The organism is Pseudomonas rubra (assembly GCF_028656935.1).
In the GTDB taxonomy this organism is placed as follows: domain Bacteria; phylum Pseudomonadota; class Gammaproteobacteria; order Pseudomonadales; family Pseudomonadaceae; genus Aquipseudomonas; species Aquipseudomonas rubra.
The window spans coordinates 180258-199421 of sequence record NZ_JAMDGZ010000035.1 but is presented as its reverse complement, the minus strand read 5'-3'; the positions used below and the strand labels follow the sequence as shown (position 1 = coordinate 199421).

Below are 19164 nucleotides of genomic sequence, written 5' to 3'. Positions count from 1 at the left end.
TCGCCCATGACTGCAGTATTGTGCGAGGAACTCACTGGCGTCGACGGCGCGCGGATCGGCGTGGCCACCCTCAATGCGCCGCAAACTCTCAATGCCTTGTCGCTGCCGATGATCGAGGTGCTCGACGAACAGCTCAAGGCCTGGGCCGATGACCCGGACCTGGTCTGCGTGCTGTTGCGCGGCGCTGGCGCCAAGGCCTTCTGCGCCGGTGGCGAGGTGCGCAGCCTGGCCCAGGCCTGCCTTGACCATCCCGGCCGGGTACCGCCCCTGGCGGCGCATTTTTTTGCCGCCGAGTACCGTTTCGACTACCGCCTGCACACCTACCCCAAACCGCTGATCTGCTGGGGCCATGGCCATGTACTGGGCGGTGGCATGGGTGTGTTGCAAGGCGCCAATGTGCGCGTGGTCACCCCGGGCAGCCGCCTGGCCATGCCGGAAATCAGCATCGGCCTGTACCCGGATGTTGGCGGCAGTTGGTTTTTGTCGCGCCTGCCGGGCAAGCTCGGCCTGTTCCTGGGCCTGACCGGTGCCCCGATCAACGCCACCGATGCCCTGGACCTGGGCCTGGCGGATCGCCTGCTCGGCGAAAGCCAGCAGGAAGAGCTGCTTGATGATCTGTTGCAACTGAACTGGCAGGAGCAGACCGCCCTGCAGCTCAACAGCCTGCTCAAGGCCCAGCAGCATGCCGCCCAGGCCGAGCGCCCCGAGGCCCAGTGGCTGCCAAGGCGCCGGCAGATCGATGCGCTGCTCGATGTCGCCGACCCAGTGTGCGCCTGGCGCGCCATCGCCCAATGGCGTAACCACGACGACCCGCTGCTGGCCAAGGCCGCGCAGACCATGCTCGACGGTTGCCCACTGACCGCGCACCTGGTCTGGCAGCAAATCCAGCGTGCCCGCCACCTGTCACTGGCCCAGGTGTTCCAGATGGAATACACCATGAGCCTCAACTGCTGCCAGCACCCGGAGTTCGGTGAAGGGGTGCGCGCCCGGCTGATCGACAAGCAGCAGAAACCGCGCTGGCACTGGGCGGATATCGCCCAGGTACCAACGGCGGTGGTCGATGCGCATTTCAGCAAGGCCTGGGAGGGCCGTCACCCATTAGCCGATCTGGTCTGAGCGCCTCAACGGCGCCCGTTGCGATCTGGCCAGCCATCACGGTTGCGATCGTGACGTGACGAGCCCTGGCGGTAGCGGTCATAGCCGCGGCCCGGGTAAGGCTGGTAATAGTTATGCGGTGTTTCCCGGTAGTAGCCGTGAGGCGCCGGACGGTAATAATGCGGAGGTGGCGCGTAGTAACGCGGAGGTGGCACTACGTAATAGCGCGGTTGCGGTGCTACATAGTAACCACGATTGTAGGGATAGGACGGCCGGTAGTAACCTGGATAGCCATAGCGATCGGCGGTGTAGACCTCGGTACGGTAATAGCCGTTACCGGCATAGGGGACACAAGCGCTTGTCAGCAAACCCAACACTGCAATCAGCAAAATTCGGCGATACATGGCGGCCTCCCGGACCGCGAAACTGCCCATCCCAGCGGCGCTGGACGGCGTCGATCGGCAAGTGTTCATCGACACTGGATAAGACTGTCAAAACCCGCTCAGGTGCCATTGCTGCAATAAATTGATACAAGGCTGATACCCGTAAAAATCGTAAAGTTATTTTCCCGCCGGGCCACTAGAATAGCTGCCATTGGCCCACAGATCGGGAATGTCATGCCGCCTCGTTCCGCCCTGTTTTCACAGCGTTCGCTGATCCTGACATTACTGCTGTTGCTCGCCTGCGGTTTTTTGGCGACTTCCCTGCTCAGCTACTTCGCCTCGCGCAGCACGATCCGTGACAACATCGTCAACACCGAGTTGCCGCTGACCTCCGACACGGTCTATTCGGAAATCCAGAAAGACCTGGTGCGGCCGATCCTGATCTCCTCGATGATGGCCCACGACACCTTCCTGCGCGACTGGGCACTGGGTGGCGAGCGCGACACCGCTCAGGTAACCCGCTACCTGGACGAGGTCATGCGCCAGCACCAGGCCTACACGGCGTTCTTCGTCTCCAGTGCCACGGGGATCTACTACCAGGCCAAGGGCGTGCTCAAGCATATCGACCCACAGGACCCTCGGGACGCCTGGTACCCGCGGGCGCTGCGCATGAGCACGCCCTACGAGATCAACGTCGACCTCGACATGGCCAACCAGGACCGGCTCACGGTATTCATCAACTACCGGGTGCTGGACTACGACGGCAAGCTGATCGGCATCGCCGGTCTGGGCCTGACCGTCGAAGCAGTGATCCGCCTGATCGACGACTACCAGCAGCGCTACCAGCGCCAGGTGTTCTTCGTCGACCAGCAGGGCCACGTTGTGCTGACTGGCTCGAACGGCGGCCCCCATGGCGCCAGGAGCGGCCAGCCACTGGCCGAACTGGACGGGTTCGAACACATGCCGCAACCCATCAGTGGCAGTCACGAATACAGCAGCAGCGATGGCCACAGTCACTTTCTCAATGTGCGCCTGGTGCCGGAGCTGAACTGGTACCTGTTCGTCGACAAGCGCGAAGACGGCGCTGTGGATGCCATTCGCCAGTCGCTGTACCTGAACCTGGTGATCTGCGCGATCATCACCCTGGTGGTTCTGTCGCTGCTCAATGCCATGGTCAAGCGCCATCAGGACAACATTGAAGCCCTGGCCACCCTCGACAGCCTCACCGGCCTGCCCAACCGCCGCGGCTTCGACCTGCTCGCCGCCCAAGCACTGCACGAAGCCCAGCGCGAGCCCAAGACGCTGATTGCCCTGCTGATTGACCTCGACCACTTCAAGGCGCTCAACGACACCCACGGCCACCTGGCCGGCGATGAGGTGCTGCGCCAGTTCGCCCAGGTTCTCGAGGACTGCCTGCGCCAGGCTGATATCATCTGCCGCTGGGGCGGTGAGGAGTTCATCGTGCTGCTCAAGGACACCGACCGCCAACAGGCCCTGGCGGTGGCCGAGAAGATTCGCAGCAGGACCCAAGCGCTGGCCTTCAGCTATGCCGAGCAGCCAATCCACCTCACCGCCAGCATCGGCTTGAGCAACCTGCAGGCCGACGATACCCTGCACAGCCTGATCGCCCGTGCCGATCATGCCCTGTACCGGGCCAAACAGAGTGGACGCAACCGCGTCTGCAGCGAGATGCCCCGAGCCGACCATGAACAGCCGTGACCATGAATGACACCCGCCGCTGCCCCGCCTGTGGCGCCAGCAACGACTGCAGCCTGGCCGACCCGCGCACCGCCGCCCAGGCCTGCTGGTGCTATGGCGTAAGCATCGACCCCAAGGTGCTTGAAGCCCTGCCGCCCGAGCTGCGCAACACGGCCTGCCTGTGCCCGCGCTGCGCCCAGGTCGAGGCGCAATTGCAGGCAGCCAAGGCGGCGCCCGAAGGTTAAACTGTCGCGCCCTGCGCCTGGCCCTGTATGCGTCTCGATCGTTTCCTCAGCAACCTGCCCTGCTTCAGCCGTCAGCACGTTCGCTTGCTGCTGGTGGAGCGGCGCGTGCGCGTGGATGGCCAGTGCGTCAGCGATCCGCGCTTTGAGGTGCGCGAGTTCAGCCGTATCGAGGTCGACGAACAACTGCTGCAAGCCGGCCGTCCGCTGCGCTACCTGATGCTGCACAAACCCCAGGGCTGCGTGAGCGCCACCCAGGACCCGCAGCACCGGACCGTGATCGAGTTGATCGACGAGGCCGACACCCAGGACCTGCACATTGCCGGGCGCCTGGACTTCAACACCACCGGGCTGATGCTGCTGACCAACGACGGCCTGTGGTCGCGGCGCCTGACCCAGCCGCAGACCAAACTGCCCAAGATCTACTACGTCGAGACCGAGCAGGACATCGGCGAGCACTACATCGACACGTTCCGCCAGGGCTTGTACTTCGCCTTCGAAGACCTCACCACCCAGCCTGCCGAGTTGACCCTGCTGGGGCCGCGCAGTGCACGCCTGAGCATCGTCGAAGGCCGCTACCACCAGGTCAAGCGCATGTTCGGCCATTTCGACAACAAGGTTGTGCGCCTGCACCGCGAGCGCATGGGCCCGCTGCAGCTGGACCCGAACCTGCAACCGGGCCAGTACCGCGCACTCACCCCGGAAGAAATCCAGGCGATCTGAACCTGAGACCGCCCGGCAGAAAATTTTCGTCAATTACCCCAACGGCACTTGCGGGTTGGCCGAGTGCCTGCTTGAATCCAATCGTCGGTCTGCATGTGACCAACCAGTCACGATCGTAGTCAAAGACACCTTTTTGCTGGCGACCTGTGCCTCGAAGCACCGGCGTCCGGCAGATTGCCCTCCTAGAACAATACCGGTCGACCACGGTGCAACGCGGATCGACCAGGGCCCTCAGTTTCAATTCAAGGCGTGTGCCTACCTGTCATAAAGAACGCGCATCCTTGCATGTGCGAACACCCTTTTTTGCGCCAGGAGTCGACGACATGAGGCCAGAAATCGCTGTGCTTGATATACAAGGTCAGTATCGGGTTTACACGGAGTTCTATCGCGCAGATGCCGCACTCAAGACCATCATCCTGGTCAATGGCTCGCTGGCCACGACGGCCTCGTTTGCCCAGACGGTGCGCAACCTGCACCCGCAATTCAATGTGGTGCTGTATGACCAGCCCTACGCCGGCAAATCCAAGCCGCACAACCGCAATGAGCATCTGCTGACCAAGGAAACCGAAGGGCAGATCCTGCTGGAGCTGATCGACCACTTTGCCGCCGATCACGTCATGTCCTTCTCCTGGGGCGGTGCCTGCACCCTGCTGGCCCTGGCGCACAAGCCGCGGCGCATCGAAAAGGCCGTGGTCAGCTCGTTCTCGCCGGTGATCAACGAACCGATGCGCGACTACCTCGAACGCGGCTGCCAGTACCTGAGCGCCTGCGATCGTTACCGGGTCGGCAACCTGGTCAACGACACCATTGGCAAGCACCTGCCCTCACTGTTCAAGCGCTTCAACTACCGACATGTCAGCAGCCTGGACAACCACGAATACGCGCAGATGCACTTTCACATCAACCAGGTGCTCGACCATGACCTGGGCAAGGCCGTGCGGTCGGCGCGGGTGATCGACATCCCGGTGCTGTTCATGAACGGTGAGTGGGACGAATACACCACCACAGGCGATGCTCGGCAGTTTGGCCAGCATGTGCGCAACAGCCACTTTCGCGAGATCCGCGCCACCGGCCACTTCCTCGACATGGAACACAAGGCCGCCTGCCGCGACACCCGCGAAGCCCTGCTGGGCTTCCTTGCGCCTGCGCCGAAGGAGTCGCGTACCCGCTACAGCTTTGCCCAGGAGCATCATGCACTGGCTATCTGAGCAACACGGTCGGCCGCGAGCGCAGCCTCCTGCATCAACGGCCCTTAAAGCCATAAAGAAGATGCACGACCTCGCGCCAGCGGCCACCGACAGATAGATTGCGCCAACATAAGGCTTCAAATCGCCACGAAGTTCTGGTACAAAGTCAGCCCTGAAAGCGGGTGTCGTATAATGGCATTACTCCAGCTTCCCAAGCTGATAACGAGGGTTCGATTCCCTTCACCCGCTCCAGCTTCTTTCAGGTTTCAGCGCCGCTGAGACCTTGGCCACCGCCCTGGTGGCTGTTTCGCTAAATCCCCTTCGCCTCGACTGCCGCCAACACCAGTATTTCCTGGGCCAGCTCGTGATCCGTTGCGCCTGTTACACGCCCTTCGCTGCGTAACCAACTCAATGCCGATTGCAGATAAGCCCCCCGGTAAGCCCCGTCACTGGCAATGAACGCCGCCGCATCGTCGTGGGCTTGCGCCAGCACGCGCTTACCGTCAGTCCCGGAGCTGGCCTCCGAGGCCATGGTTGGTCCGAAGGTGGTGGCACCGGTAAGCATGAAGGGCAGATACACCGTACCCCCCAGGGTCAGCATGCCATCGACGTCGCCGCCGCTGCCAAAGATATCGCCCTGGCCCTGAGCCGTGCAGCACCAGGCCAGGCTCAACAGGAGTGCGGGCTTTTTCCAACCTTTGATCATGCGTTCCATCGACTTCCATTCTCTGTCCCTGTAATCGGCCGGCATTCTCCTCGGCTTGCGCCAGACTTAACAGCAGTGTTTTTGACCTGACACCCTGCCCTGGCAACTCGCGCTGCGCTTTAATAGCCCACCGCGAAACACTCGAAAGGATCCGTGCATGTTTCTCTCCCGCTGGCTGCCTGGCCTGGCCAACCTGTTGCAGTACCGCCGCGAATGGTTTCGCCATGACCTGCAGGCCGGTCTGTCGGTGGCAGCGATCCAGATTCCTATCGCCATTGCCTATGCGCAGATCGTCGGCCTGCCGCCGCAGTACGGGTTGTACGCGTGCATCCTGCCAATGATGGTCTATGCCCTGATCGGCAGTTCACGGCAGTTGATGGTCGGTCCGGATGCCGCCACCTGCGCCATGGTTGCCGGAGCGATTGCGCCCTTGGCCATGGGCGACCCGGCGCGGCTGGCGCAGTTGTCGGTGATTGTCACCATCCTGGTCGGCCTGATGCTGATCGGGGCGGGGCTTGCGCGGGCCGGCTTCATCGCCAGTTTTTTCTCGCGGCCGATCCTCATCGGCTACCTCAACGGTATCGGCCTGAGCCTGTTGGCCGGGCAACTGGGCAAGGTGGTGGGCTTTCAGATCGAGGGCAACGGTTTTGTGCTCAGCCTGGTCAACCTGGTGCAGCGCCTCGGTGAGATTCACTGGTTGACCCTGGTAATCGGCGTCGCCGGGCTGGGTTTGCTGATCTGGCTACCGCGCCGCTACCCACGCCTGCCGGCGGCGCTGGTGACAGTGGCGGTGGCGACCCTGGTGGTCGGGTTGTTGGGCCTGGACCGCTTCGGCGTGGCAATCCTTGGCCCGGTACCGGCCGGCATGCCGGAACTGGCCTGGCCGAAAACCAACCTTGAGGAAATGAAAAGCCTGATGCGCGATGCCCTGGGTATCGCCACTGTAAGTTTTTGCAGCGCCATGCTCACCGCCCGCAGCTTTGCCGCCCGCCATGGTTATGCGATCAACGCCAATCATGAGTTCCTGGCCCTGGGCGTTACCAACATCGCCGCCGGAGTTTCCCAGGGCTTTGCCATCAGCGGCGCCGACTCGCGCACCGCGGTCAACGACATGGTCGGTGGCAAAAGTCAGCTGGTGGGGATCGTTGCTGCGCTGGTCATTGCCCTGATCCTCCTGGCGTTCACCAAGCCCATGGCCTGGATTCCCCAGGCCGCGCTGGGAGCGGTGCTGCTGATGGCCGGCTGGGGGCTGATCGACGTCAAGTCACTGAAGAAGATCTACAAGCTCAGCCGCTTCGAGTTCTGGCTGTGTGTGCTGACCACCGTCGGCGTGCTCGGGCTCGGCGTATTGCCGGGCATTCTGATCGCCGTGACCCTGGCGATCCTGCGCCTGCTCTACAGCATCTACCAGCCTACCGATGCGGTGCTGGGCTGGGTGCCGGGCATCGACGGCCAGGTGGATATCCGCCGCCACAAGGAGGCGCGCACCGTGCCGGGTCTGGTGGTGTACCGCTTCGACGATGCAATTCTGTTTTTCAATGCCGACTATTTCAAGACGCGCCTGCTTGAGGCCGTGCAACGCGAAAGCAAACCCCAGGCGGTGCTGTTCGACGCCGAAGCCGTGACCTCCATCGATGTCAGCGGCATCGCCGTGCTGCGTGAAGTGCGCGACACCCTCGCCGCCCAGGGCATTCACTTTGCCATCGCCCGGGCGCGCGGGCGCTTCCTGCGTATGCTGGTGCGTTCAGGGCTGGCGCGGGAGATGGAAGAGCAGTTGCTGTTCGGCTCGGTACGCGCGGGAATACGCGCCTACCGGGTATGGCGTAACCGTAGTCGGCGCCAGGACGGGGCGTTGTCTAGCAACCTTTAAACGCGTGTACCCGGTAAGCCCGTTGCGGCCTGCCGGGTACACGGCTCAGGATGCCGATGTTGGCGTGTAGCTGCAGCCGACGTAGAAATTGCGCTTGGCGTCTTCTGTCGACACCACCTGCAAGGTATTTACACCCGCGCTATCGAGATCACGCTGGTAAGCAACGTAGCCGTCGCTTTCATGCTTTTTCTCAAGCTTCAGGGCCTTTGCAGCCTTCTGCATGTCAGCGTGCGGGCTCGCGCTCGCTACCAGGATGAAGAAGCTGAAACGGTCGGTCATGACCGCTGTCTTTGATGACACCGCGCCGATACGCAGCGCCTCATCCAGCTGCCAGGCACCGCCACCCCAAGGGCCGTGGGCGTCATCCCTGGTAAACGAAAGCTGCCCGGCATCGACCAGGCGATTGAACTCGGCAATCTGCTCACGGCTACCCTGGCAGTGGGCAAGGGTGTTGAACAGTTGGTACTGCGCCGGCTCGTCCGCCATGGCGCAAAACGCAGACAAGCAACCCGCCAATGCAATGGCGGTGCGAAGGTACCGGCTCATCGATCTTCCTTGATCAGTTGAACGTGCACTGGTGGAACGGCATGTAGTCCGAGCCAGAAGCAAACTGCAAAACGCATTCGGCGCTGAACCTCTGCCCTTCTTGCAACGCGCTCATCTTGGCATTCTGCGCATCATCCACACCTTGCAAGCGGGCCAGAATATAGCCTTCTTCATCGCCTGCGATCAGCAATGGCGTGCCTTGCATGTTTTGCGACAACTCCAGCGCAACGCCAGTGATGCTGACCGACTGGTTGTACTCTTCCATGCTCAGCGTCGAGTTGCCTTTGTCTTCAAAGACCTGGTACAGCGCGCTCAGGTCTTGCGCAGCGCTCGCCGCCAGAGGAAGGATCATGCTGCAAGTGAGTAACGCCAGTTTTGCGATTTTCATAGGACTTCCTTGTTGATTGAATCTACGGTGCTTGCTTAGCAAGCGCGGCATATTGCCATTATTGAACCCTGCGCGCTACTCACTCAAATCACCCTCAGCGCCCCGGCACACAGGCCTGCGCCAGCGTCGCCCGGCCCTTGCCGATCAGGCTGATCAACCCGCACGGCAGGCTACCGCGCCACTGCAGGTAATCATGCCCGGCCGGGTACTCAACCTGCTCCACCGGGTAGCCCTTGGCCAACAATACGTCACGCAGATGACGGTTGGTGTCGAGGATCTTCGGCCCTTCGAACAGGCCCGACTGCAGGTAGAAGCGCAGCGGCTGCTTGGGCGCCTTGACGTATTCGCGGGTAAGCCAGCCCGGCTCCTCGCCCTCACGCCCCCACCAGTAGGAACCGGACATGCTCAACACATTGCCGAACAGTTCCGGGTACTTGAGGCCCATATAGGCCGACGCCAGGCCGCCGTAGCTGGAACCTGCCACCACTGTGCGCTGTGCCGACGCCGCCACACCTTGCTGGCGCGCCCAGGGCATCAGTTCCTCGGCCATGAAACGGGCGAACTGCGGGTTGGGCGGCAACTCCTGCTGGCGGCTCAGGTCGCTGGGGTTGGCGATGATCAAGGCCGCTGTCGGCGGAATCAGGCCATCGGCGATCAGGTTGTCGAGGATCGTCGGGGTTGGCACCTGCCGGGTGTAAGCGTGAGCATCGAACAGCACCAGCAAGCCCTGCCCCTTGGCGCCCGTCTGCCACTGCGCCGGCCGGTACAGGTAAACATCACGCTGGTTGCCCAGCAGCTTGCTACTCAACACCTTGCGTTCCAAGGTGCCACGGGCCACGCCAAGGCGCTCGGCCACCCAGGGCTGCGCGGGCGCTGCGGGCAATTCCAGACGCGAGCGCGACAAGTACGGATCGCCGCTGCCATCAGCAAAACTGTTGGGGTTGAGTGGATCGCGTTGAGTGCTGGCAAGGATCATCCGCCGATCATCGGACGCCGGCACGTCCGGGGCCATCTGGTAGCTCAGGCGTGCAGAGGCAGGCAGCAGATAGCTGCGAAACCACACGTCACTGTCACCCAGGCGTTGCAGCTCGTCGTGATTACCCGACGGCGCGCCAAACACTCGAACGTTGTGACGGGCGCCGCGCCAGAGGAAGGTCACCAGGGCAACGCCCGGCTGGCCCGCCACGGCTTCGACCATCGGCGTGCCCTGTTGCTGACGCGCCTGCCAGAACCCTTCGCTGGTCGCGCCCTGAGCCAGCTGTTGCTGCAGCTCGCGCAGAGTCGGGCTTTGCAAGGGGGCCGCGGTGCGCTTCTGCTCGCTGGCTGATATCACCTGCTTGAGGCTCAACGCGTAAGCGGCTTGCGGCCGGCTGGCCAGCGCCTCGGCACGCAGACCGTAGGCGCCATCGCGCTCAGCAATGAAAATAAACTCGCGCGGCTGGTCCTGACCATCGATCAACAGCCGCAGCGCTTGGCCCTGGGCATCAAGCAGACGCAGGCTGGCATCGCCTTGCAGCCGGCCCTGGACCAGGTCACCGGCCTTGAGCTGCACGGTCCAGGTCGGTTGTTGCGCCTGGGTAAAGCTGGCGTTGACGGTTTGCCCCGGTTGCAAGCGCGTGTCAGTACTTGCCATCGCGCTGCCACTCACCCACAGGGCCAGCGCCAGGACACAGCCCCACTGATTGAACGTGTGCATGATCACCTCAGAAATCGATGCTGGCAGAGAGTTTCAGCGTGCGCGGCTCGCTGACCGTGGCGTACCCGTCGTTGAACACCCCGGCCCAGTAGGCACGGTTTTCGACGTTTTCGAGGCTGGCACGCAGCACCACGTCCTTGCTGAGGATGCGCGTGCTGTAGCGGCCGCCGAGGTCGTAGCGGGTCCACTGCGGGATCTTCAGGTCGTTGGCACTGTCCAGGTACTGCGAACTGCTGTGGATGCCCAGCGCAGTCAGGGTCAGGCCCGGAACCCAGGGGGTGTCCCACTCGGCGCCGAGGTTGGCCGACCAGGCCGGCACACCACGGGCGGTGTTGCCATCGAGGGTGCCACCTGCGGTGCGGGTCAGTTCGGCACGGGTGTAGGTGACACCGCCAAGCAGGCGCACGCTCGGCGTCAGCGAGCCGAACAGGTTCCATTCCACGCCACGGTTACGCTGCTCGCCGTCGTCGGTGTAGCGGTTGCTGGCGCGATCCAGAAGCATGCTTGGCTTCTCGATCTGGAACACGCTGAGGGTGTGGGTGAAGTCGCCCAGATCCCACTTGACCCCGGCCTCCATCTGCTTGGCCTTGTACGGGGCGAACTGCTCGCCGTAGTTGGCGGCGGCAAGGTCAGTGACCATGCCGCCCTGGGTCAGGCCTTCGATGTAGTTGGCGTACAGCGATACCGGCGCATCCCAAGGCTTGAGCACCAGGCCCAGGGCCGGGGTCAGGGCGCGCTCGTCGTAGGCTGGCTTGCTCATCTTCTGCCGCACCCGTTGCGAGCGTACGCCCAGGGTCAGCAACACCTTGTCGTCGACAAAGCCCAGGGTGTCGGCGACCGCGAAGCTGGACAGGGTGTTGTCACCGGTCTTGTCGCTGGAACCGATATCACCGGCAATGATCGGCTTGCCCGGGTGGTAGATGTTGGTCATGTACTTCTTGCTGGTCACGGTGGCGGCGCGGCCGATGTCCTGGTGCAGCAAGGTGGTGCTCAACACCAGTTGATGGTTGACCGGGCCGGTGACGAAGTTGCCGCGCACCCCCGCTTCGCTGGACAAGCTATGGGTGTAGCCGGCCTGGTTGTAGGTCTCGCCGCTGGCATCACCGTTGGCGCCGGTGACGATCACCCGGGTGCCATTGAGGAAACCCTTGTAGCGGGTGCGGGCGCTAACGACGCTGGCGTAGGTGCTCCAATCGTCGTTGAGCGCATATTCGCCGCGCACTACCACGGCCTTGCTGATCTGCTTGGCCGAGATGCCATCGAGGATGTTGGTGTCCGGTTTCGGCGCCTTGGTGACATGGCCCAATTTGCTGAAGCCGGCCATCATCGGGCTGCCGTTTTCGAGTTTTTCGTGGCTCTCGTAGGCGTCGAGTTCAAGCTTCCAGCCATCACCGCGATAGTCCATACCCAAGGACGCCAGGGTCCGGTCCTTGGACTGCTGGTCGACGCCGGTTTCGCCGCTGCCGTAGACGCCGTTGAAGCGGATGCCCAGACGTTGCTCGTCGCCCAGGCGACGGCCCAGGTCGATGTGTTCGGCGACATAACCATCGGACACATAGCTGCTGGTCAGGCGGGTCAGCGGTGCTTCGCCGGCGCGCTTGGGCACCAGGTTGATCACCCCGCCGACGCCACCGTTGGGCGCCATGCCGTTGAGCAAGGCACCGGGGCCTTTGAGCACTTCAACCCGCTCCAGAAACTCGGTCGGCACATGGCCGTCTGGCGCCAGGCCGTAAAGGCCGTTCAGTGCAAGTTCGGTAGAGTCGAGGGAGTAGCCACGGATCATGAAGTTTTCGTAGGCGTGGCCTTCGCCGGTGCTGAAGCGGATCGACGGATCGTTACGCAATACCGCGCCAACCGTGCCGCTTTGCTGGTTTTCCATGTGCTGGGTGGTATAGGAGGTGACGTTGAACGGCGTCTCCATCAGATCGCGATTGCCCAGCATGCCCAGTCGCGCACCACGGGCGACCTGGCCACCGCTGTAGGCCTCGGGGATGCCGCCCGGGTTGCTGTTGGCGTTGATGTTCAGCTCGCCAAGGGTCAAGGCGCCATCGCTGTTCAGGCTGCGCAGGATGATCACACCGTTCTCTTCACTGGCCACCAGGCCGCTGTTGGCCAGCAAATGCTGCAAGGCCTGCTGCAAGGTGAAGCGGCCTTGCAATGCCGGGGCGCTGCGCCCCGCCAGCAACTGGCTGTCGGCGGCGATGGGCACCCCGGCTTCGCGCGCCAGGGCATGCACCGCGGCTTCCAGGGACTGGCTCGGCAGATTCAGGCTCAGGGCAGGCGCACCGGCGGCCAGGGCGGCAGCATTGGCTGCGCTCAACGGCAACAGGCTGGCACTGCCCAGGGCACAGGCCAACGCCAGCCGGCGCAGGGTACCGGGGAAAGCCACAGGGTGTGCCGGGCGGGCATGGAGAAGCGACATGATCTGTCCTTGCAGAGGTGGGTTCAGCGATGAAGACGGGCCACTTCGCCGTTACCCCTCAAAACTTTTTCAACGCAATTGCAAAGTGCGCTGCTGCCCCTGCTGAACCAGGCTCACCGGGAGGATTTTCGGTAGCGTGTGCAGGAGCATTTCCGGCTGGTCGCTGGGGAAGCTGCCGGTCAGGTGCAAGTGCGCGGCGTCAGCGGCCAGGGTCACCGGTTGCAGGGCATAGGCGTTGACCTCGGCGATCACCTCGGCCAGCGGCGCATCGGTGAACGACCACCAGCCACGCTGCCAATGCGCGATACTCGCCACGGCATGGGGATCGGCCCTGAGCGCCAGCAAGCGGCCCTGGCCATCAAGGCTGATACGCTCGCCGGCCTGCAGCACTTGCAAACCTTCGTGCAAACCGCGCACCTCGACCCGCCCGCGGGCCACCGCCACTTGGATCTCGCCACCGCGATCGCTGACGCTGAAGGCTGTGCCCAGCACCTGCACTTCACCCAACCGGGTAGTGATCAGAAACGGCCGCAAACGCTCGCGCGCCACATCGAAATAGACATTGCCGTGCAGCAGGCGCACCTGGCGCAGGCCATTGCTGTACTGGATGCGCAGGCTGGTTTCGGCAGCCAGCAGCAACTGGCTGCCATCGGGCAACCTTTCGCTGCGCGGCGGTTCGGCATGCACGGTTTGCAGCAGGCGATCGAACTGCGCTGTACGCCGCCACAGCCAGCCCAGCCAACTGGCCCCGGCGACCGCCATCAGCAAGCCGCCGCCCTGGCGCAGCAGGCGCCGCCGGCTGACATTGACCGGCTCCGGCGCCACTGCCGTACGCAGTTGCGGGGTCAGCCGGTGCACCAGTTGCCAGCGTTGTTCGGCCTCCTGCCAGGCCTGTTCGTGCTCGTGGCTTTTACCGCGCCAACGCTCCAGTTGCCCGCGCACCTGCTGGACCCGTTTGGGGTCGTCACTGTTCAGCGCCGCCAGGTAGCTCAAGGCCTGCTGCACCTTGCGTGGGGAAACCGGCAACGGTTCAGACATGTCGCGCCGCCAGGCTCAGCTCGGACAAATCGAACACCGCACGGGCAATGTGCAACTCCACGGCCTTGGCCGACAGCTCAAGCTCGGCACACACCTGGCGATGGGGCTGGCCATGCAGGCGCACCCGCACGAACACCTCACGGCGCAGGCGCGGCATGCGTTCGATACGCTCGATCAGTTGCTGCAACTGCTCGCGGGCGATGATGATCTCTTCAACGCTGGGGCTCAGCACATCGGCGCGGGCCAGCCAGTCTTCGAGCGCCGCCAGCTCATTGTTGCGCCGCCGGTACTGATCGATACACAGGTTGCGCGCGGCCTGGAACAGCAAGGCCCGGGCGTTGGCCACCGGTGCATTCAAGGCGTGGGCATAGGCCTGGGCAAAACTCGACTGGGCAATGTCGGCCGCATCATCCGGATTGCGCAGGCGCCCACAGAGGTAACGGCGCAAGTCGCTGTAGTTGGCCAGCAGATCGTGGACGACCGCCTGCAAGGCCGGGGCAGCGGCGGTCCAGGGCGTGGTGAGCGAAGTCATGAAGGTCCGGCGGGCAAGAAGGCATGAATAGGAATTCATATCATTCTCACATATCGGTGTAGCCTTCTGCCAGCCCTCAGCCGTTACGTGGCAACAGGCCTGGCAAGGCATGCGCCAGGGCGTTGACGGCGAAGCCGATGAACATTACGCCGCACGCGCGAGTGATCCACAGTTCATAACGGGTATACAGGGTGTGCACGTGGCGGGCGCCGACCACGCCAATCAGAATCACGTAAGCCAACAAGCCGCCGACAAAACTCAGCGCGATCAGCGCCGGCAACATTGACCAGTCCAGCGCTTCGGCGCGGCTGGAGAGCAAGGCGGTGAACGTGGCCACCGCTACCGGGTAGGCCTTGGGGTTGGTCAGGCCGAACACCACGCCGTGCCAGAACGGTTTGCGCACCGGCCCCTGGTCACCCTCGCCGTTGCCCGGGCGACTGCGCAACGCGCGCATGCCCAGCCAGAACAGATATAGGCCACTGATCACACCCAGGATATCGAACACCGAACTGCCGATTTGCCGGGCACCGACGATCGCCACCAGCGCAGTACTGCACCACAGCACGTCACCGAGCAAGTGCCCGCACAGAAACCCCGCACCGGCGCGGCGCCCACGGGTGGCACCAATGCCCAGCACCGCCAGCACACCCGGCCCCGGAGTAATACCGTAGATGAATCCGGAAGCCAGTACGGCGAGCAGCAGCGAAAAGGTCATCGAGGCAGTGTCCTGAAAGTCAGTGCAAGGCGCGAAGTCTACGGCAGCCGCACGGCGCCAGCCAGCCTGTCAGTAACCTTCGGCGCGCAGGATCTGTGCCTCGCTACGGGCACTGGGCCGGCCCAGGTGGCGCAACAATGGGCCGCTGCGGTTGGTGAAGATGCCGTCCACGCCGGCAGCCAGCACCCGACGAAAATCCACCGTTTCATCAACGGTGTACACATGCACCAGTAGGCCCTTGTCGTGCGTCAACTGGTTCATCCACGGTTGCGCCAGATCGGCGTAACTCTGGGCGCCGCCCCCGGCCAGCGCCGCCGACGGCCCGGTGCCAATGGCGCCATCCGCCTTGGCGTAATCCAGCCAGCGCTCGAACTCGGCCTTGCCCTTGGGTTGCTGACGGGCATAAAACGCGGCCTTGTCAGTTTCACCCGACTCGGCGAAGGTCTTCTGGGAAACTGGCTCGATGCTGCCCTTGCCGATCCACAGTAACAGCACCTTGGGCACCTGTGGCATGTGCTGGTGCAGCAGTGCCAGGCTGTTGCGGTCGAAACTCTGCAGCACCACCCTGCCCGGCCGGTCGAGCCAACCACCCGCTTGCAGGGCTTTGTTCAGGTCAGCCTCGATGCCGGGAAACAGGCCTGGCACCTTGGTTTCGATGTACAAGCCGGGCTGACGTTGCGGGTTGGCCATGGCGATGGCCATGACTTCATCGAGGGTCTGGATCTTCAGGCCCTTGAAGCTTGCCCGGGCGCGCTCGGGGTAGGCCTTGTTGAACCAGCTGCCGACATCCAGCGATTTGAGCTCGGCCAGGGTGAAGGCGCTGACCGGGCTGCCCTGGCGTTCGGGAAAGCGCTCGGCAACATCACTGGTGCGCAATAGATTGTCATCGTGCACCGCGACCAGCACGCCATCGCGCGAGCGCTGCAGGTCCAACTCGAGGTAGTCGGCACCCAACTCACGCGCCAGCCGATAGGCCGGTGCCGTGGACTCCGGTGCATCATGAGAAGCACCGCGATGGGCGATCACCGCCGGGTACGCAATGCCCTGAGCCCTGGCCAGCTCACTGCCCTGCCCAGCCTCGACAAGCCCGGCCAAGGGCAGCAGCGCCAGGCAACACACACGTCCGATTGCATTGAACATCTTCAGCCCTCCTTTGCTCCACAGCGAATCCAGCATAGTCGCCAACGCTGATGACAAACCGGTTGCATGCTAAAGTCGCGGCGATTGCCTGCCCTGCCACAGAGATGCCCGATGCCCCACGCCAACCTCGACGCCAGCCTCAACCACTGGCCAGACCTGAACGCCAGTCACCCGTGCAGCGGCCTGCTGCTGGGCAATGGCGCCAGCCGGGCGCTGTGGCGGCCGTTCAGCTACTTCTCGCTGTTCGAGGAGGCCCTGCGGGTGCGGCACAAACCCCTGAACCTGAGCGACCAGGCGCTGTTCAAGTCGCAGGGTACAGAGTTGTTCGAGCCGGTGCTCAGCGCCCTGAACACCACGGTACGGATCAACGCCGCACTGGCGATCAGCTCCTCGGCGCCGCTGAACCGCTACTACGCGATCAAGGAAGCGCTGATCCACGCCATTCGCAGCGTGCACATTCCCTGGCGCATGCTGCCCAGCCAGACCTTGCAGTTGATCAACCGCGAGTTGGGCAACTACCAGAGCGTTTATTCGAGCAACTACGACCTGATCTGCCATTGGGCCGCCAGCCAGAAGCCTGAAGGTTTCCAACAACTGTTCGATGAAGACGGCGGCTTCGATATCCGCCGCACCCGCAGCCCGGGCACGCGCCTGCTGTACCTGCACGGTGGCTTGCACCTGCTCAAGCAGCAGGACGGCAGCACCCGCCAGCGCAGTGCCACTGACGGCCAACTGCTCGACGGCTTTGCCGTCAACACTCCGGGCGATGTGCCGATGTTCGTCAACGAAAGCAGCAGCGACGACAAGCTCAAGGCCATTCGCAGCTCCGACTACTTGAGCTGGGCCCTGGGTGAATTAGCCGGCCATCAGGGCGGCTTGTGCATTTTCGGCCAACACCTGGACAGCACCGACCAGCATCTGCTGCAGGCCATCAAGCAAGCGCGCCCGGCGCACCTGGCCATTGCCATCCGGCCGTTGAGCGACGCCTCGATCATCAGCCAGAAGCAGCACTATGTGCAGCGCTTTGCCGATACACCTGCGCTGGCGCTGTACTTTTTCGACGCCAGCAGCCACCCGCTGGGAACACCCGGCCTGGAAGTCGCCGTGCCTGTGCCAATTCGCAAGCGACATTGAGCTGGATAAAAACAGGCATGGTAAATAACAATTATTCTCGATACCATTCGCAACCTTTCTCTCCGGTCCGTCCTGGAAAGCTTGCATGCCGCGCCCCAAACCTGACCCTTTTGCCCACGAAACCTGTCGCGGGTTCTATGCCGATATCCTGCATTTCCTGCGCAAGCGCATGGACAATGCCAATGACGCGGCAGACATGACCCAGGACGTGTTCACCCAGTGGCTGGGCTACCGTGACCGGGCGCGGGTCGAACAACCCAGGGCGTTTTTGTTCCAGATGGCGCGCAACCTGCTCAGCGACCACTGGCGTCGGCAAAAGGTGCGTCACAGCGTACTCGACGAAGACGCCAAGGCCTGCGAACAGACCCCGGCCTGCACCGCCAGCGACCCGCTCAACCATGCCCAGCAGCAACAACGCCTGGAACAATTGAAACTTGTCCTCGCCGAACTCTCGCCGCGCCGCCGCGAAGCCCTTATGCTGCACCGCTTCGAAGGTTTGACGCAGGCGCAGATCAGCGAGCGCATGGGCATTTCCGTCAGCATGGTGGAAAAGCACATCGCCGCGGCCCTGCTGCATTGCAAGCAGCGCCTGGACAGTGACGACGGCATGGAGCAGCCAGAATGACCCCCACTCCTGAAATCGATAAGCGCAGCATCGATGCACAGGCGGCCAGCTGGTTTACCCGCAACCGCAACGACAGCTCGCGGGAGGCGCGCAGGGCCTTTGCCCAGTGGCTGCAGCACCCCGAGCATGCCCGCGCCTATGCCCAGTTCGAACAACTCTGGGACGACCTGGCCGCGCTCAAGCGCCTGAACCAACCACTTGCCCTGCCCAGCCGCAAACCGCTGCGCTGGCGCCCGGCGCTGGCCATCGCCGCCGGGCTGGTGTGCGCGGTGCTTACCGCCAACCTCGGCCTGCCCAACCGCAACCACCAGCAACAGTTGGCCGTGCAGAGCGAGCGCCCACAACACCTGGCCCTGCCCGATGGCAGCCAGCTGGATGTCAACGCCCGCACCCGGCTGAGCCTGAACTTCGACAACGAGCGCCGACTGATTCGCCTCGACCAGGGCCAGTTGTACATCGACGTGGCCGCCGACAAGGAACGCCCGTTGTTCGTCGACGCCGGCAACGCCCGGGTGCGGGTGGTGGGCACCGGCTTCGATCTGCGTCGTGGCCAACATGAACTGGTGGTCAGTGTCGCCCACGGCCAGGTCGCCGTCGAAACCCTGGGTGAGAACCGCCCACCGGTGCTGTTGAGCGCCGGCCAGCGCGCCACCTATGACCCGGCCCGTGGCAGCCTGAACGTAGAGAACCTCAGTGTCCAGGACGTCGCTGACTGGCGCGACGGCCACGTGAGTTTTCGTAACCGTGAACTGGCCAGCCTGATCGACGAACTGTCGCTGTACCGTTCGGCACCGGTGTTGCTCGCCGACCCGTCATTGGGCCGTTTCAAGGTCTCGGGCAACCTCGACGTCAGCGACCCGGACGCCTTGCTCAATGCCTTGCCGGCGCTGCTGCCGATCAAGACCGTGAACCTTGCCGATGGCCGCCTGCGGATCGAACGCAAACGCTAATTTGAGAATATTTTTCATTCGCATGTGAGGGTTTTCCGCTGCCCTGCGTCTTCCTCCCGTCTGCGTAATCACTG

19 protein-coding genes and 1 tRNA gene are annotated in these 19164 nt (G+C 63.3%); 10 read left to right on the top strand and 10 right to left on the bottom strand.

The annotated features are described in order from the left end of the window. Positions 1-6: 6 nt before the first annotated feature. Positions 7-1116, top strand: coding sequence for an enoyl-CoA hydratase/isomerase family protein (locus M5G17_RS17230; RefSeq protein ID WP_273894119.1), 1110 nt, complete (start codon positions 7-9; stop codon positions 1114-1116). 5 nt (positions 1117-1121) lie between these two features. Here M5G17_RS17230 and M5G17_RS17225 read toward each other — a convergent pair whose 3' ends face one another. Next, positions 1122-1499, bottom strand: a complete 378-nt coding sequence (locus M5G17_RS17225; RefSeq protein WP_273894118.1) for a hypothetical protein — start codon at positions 1497-1499, stop codon at positions 1122-1124. A 213-nt stretch (positions 1500-1712) separates the two neighbouring features. Between M5G17_RS17225 and M5G17_RS17220 the strand changes: the two genes are divergently transcribed. The 5 genes from M5G17_RS17220 to M5G17_RS17200 all read left to right on the top strand — a co-directional run bounded on the left by M5G17_RS17220 (position 1713) and on the right by M5G17_RS17200 (position 5580). Then, positions 1713-3197, top strand: a complete 1485-nt coding sequence (locus M5G17_RS17220) for a sensor domain-containing diguanylate cyclase (RefSeq protein ID WP_273894117.1) — start codon at positions 1713-1715, stop codon at positions 3195-3197. Positions 3198-3199: 2 nt separating this feature from the next. After that, complete coding sequence (locus M5G17_RS17215; protein WP_273894116.1) at positions 3200-3421, top strand: cysteine-rich CWC family protein; 222 nt, start codon at positions 3200-3202, stop codon at positions 3419-3421. A 27-nt stretch (positions 3422-3448) separates the two neighbouring features. Next, positions 3449-4141 (top strand): pseudouridine synthase, encoded by a 693-nt coding sequence (locus M5G17_RS17210; protein WP_273894115.1) that lies wholly within the window; start codon positions 3449-3451, stop codon positions 4139-4141. Between the two features lie 323 nt (positions 4142-4464). After that, complete coding sequence (locus M5G17_RS17205; protein ID WP_273894114.1) at positions 4465-5349, top strand: alpha/beta fold hydrolase; 885 nt, start codon at positions 4465-4467, stop codon at positions 5347-5349. A 157-nt stretch (positions 5350-5506) separates the two neighbouring features. Continuing rightward, positions 5507-5580, top strand: a tRNA-Gly gene (locus tag M5G17_RS17200). A gap of 58 nt (positions 5581-5638) precedes the next feature. Here M5G17_RS17200 and M5G17_RS17195 read toward each other — a convergent pair. Continuing rightward, entirely contained in the window at positions 5639-6043 is a 405-nt protein-coding gene (locus tag M5G17_RS17195; RefSeq protein ID WP_273894113.1) for a DUF2388 domain-containing protein, read from the bottom strand. A gap of 148 nt (positions 6044-6191) precedes the next feature. On the opposite strand from M5G17_RS17195, the gene M5G17_RS17190 reads away from it, so the two are divergent. Next, positions 6192-7904: a SulP family inorganic anion transporter gene (locus M5G17_RS17190; RefSeq protein ID WP_273894112.1), complete on the top strand. Its 1713-nt coding sequence runs from the start codon at positions 6192-6194 to the stop codon at positions 7902-7904. 45 nt (positions 7905-7949) lie between these two features. On the opposite strand, the gene M5G17_RS17185 is transcribed toward M5G17_RS17190, so the two are convergent. The 8 genes from M5G17_RS17185 to M5G17_RS17150 all read right to left on the bottom strand — a co-directional run bounded on the left by M5G17_RS17185 (position 7950) and on the right by M5G17_RS17150 (position 16381). After that, positions 7950-8450: a hypothetical protein gene (locus M5G17_RS17185; RefSeq protein WP_273894111.1), complete on the bottom strand. Its 501-nt coding sequence runs from the start codon at positions 8448-8450 to the stop codon at positions 7950-7952. Positions 8451-8463: 13 nt separating this feature from the next. Further along, a complete protein-coding gene (locus M5G17_RS17180) occupies positions 8464-8838 on the bottom strand; it encodes a hypothetical protein (RefSeq protein WP_273894110.1) in 375 nt (124 codons plus the stop codon). A gap of 94 nt (positions 8839-8932) precedes the next feature. Then, the gene (fes, locus tag M5G17_RS17175; RefSeq protein WP_273894109.1) at positions 8933-10534 is read right to left on the bottom strand and encodes an enterochelin esterase; all 1602 of its coding nucleotides are present in this window, start codon (positions 10532-10534) and stop codon (positions 8933-8935) included. Positions 10535-10541: 7 nt separating this feature from the next. Next, positions 10542-12956: a TonB-dependent receptor gene (locus M5G17_RS17170; RefSeq protein WP_273894108.1), complete on the bottom strand. Its 2415-nt coding sequence runs from the start codon at positions 12954-12956 to the stop codon at positions 10542-10544. A 69-nt stretch (positions 12957-13025) separates the two neighbouring features. Then, positions 13026-13994, bottom strand: coding sequence for a FecR family protein (locus M5G17_RS17165; protein WP_273894107.1), 969 nt, complete (start codon positions 13992-13994; stop codon positions 13026-13028). Further along, the gene (locus M5G17_RS17160) at positions 13987-14526 is read right to left on the bottom strand and encodes an RNA polymerase sigma factor (RefSeq protein ID WP_273894106.1); all 540 of its coding nucleotides are present in this window, start codon (positions 14524-14526) and stop codon (positions 13987-13989) included. The genes M5G17_RS17165 and M5G17_RS17160 overlap by 8 nt, the downstream gene beginning before the upstream one ends. Before the next feature lie 76 nt (positions 14527-14602). Further along, positions 14603-15241 (bottom strand): LysE family translocator, encoded by a 639-nt coding sequence (locus tag M5G17_RS17155; RefSeq protein ID WP_273894105.1) that lies wholly within the window; start codon positions 15239-15241, stop codon positions 14603-14605. A gap of 69 nt (positions 15242-15310) precedes the next feature. Next, a complete protein-coding gene (locus M5G17_RS17150) occupies positions 15311-16381 on the bottom strand; it encodes a glycerophosphodiester phosphodiesterase (RefSeq protein ID WP_273894104.1) in 1071 nt (356 codons plus the stop codon). A gap of 111 nt (positions 16382-16492) precedes the next feature. Here M5G17_RS17150 and M5G17_RS17145 point away from each other — a divergent pair, with 111 nt between their 5' ends. From M5G17_RS17145 to M5G17_RS17135, 3 genes are all read left to right on the top strand, one after another. After that, positions 16493-17515: a DUF4917 family protein gene (locus M5G17_RS17145; protein ID WP_273894103.1), complete on the top strand. Its 1023-nt coding sequence runs from the start codon at positions 16493-16495 to the stop codon at positions 17513-17515. An 85-nt stretch (positions 17516-17600) separates the two neighbouring features. Beyond that, positions 17601-18140, top strand: coding sequence for an RNA polymerase sigma factor (locus M5G17_RS17140; protein ID WP_273894102.1), 540 nt, complete (start codon positions 17601-17603; stop codon positions 18138-18140). Continuing rightward, positions 18137-19090 (top strand): FecR family protein, encoded by a 954-nt coding sequence (locus M5G17_RS17135; protein ID WP_273894101.1) that lies wholly within the window; start codon positions 18137-18139, stop codon positions 19088-19090. Before M5G17_RS17140 ends, M5G17_RS17135 begins: the two co-directional genes overlap by 4 nt. Positions 19091-19164: the final 74 nt, after the last annotated feature.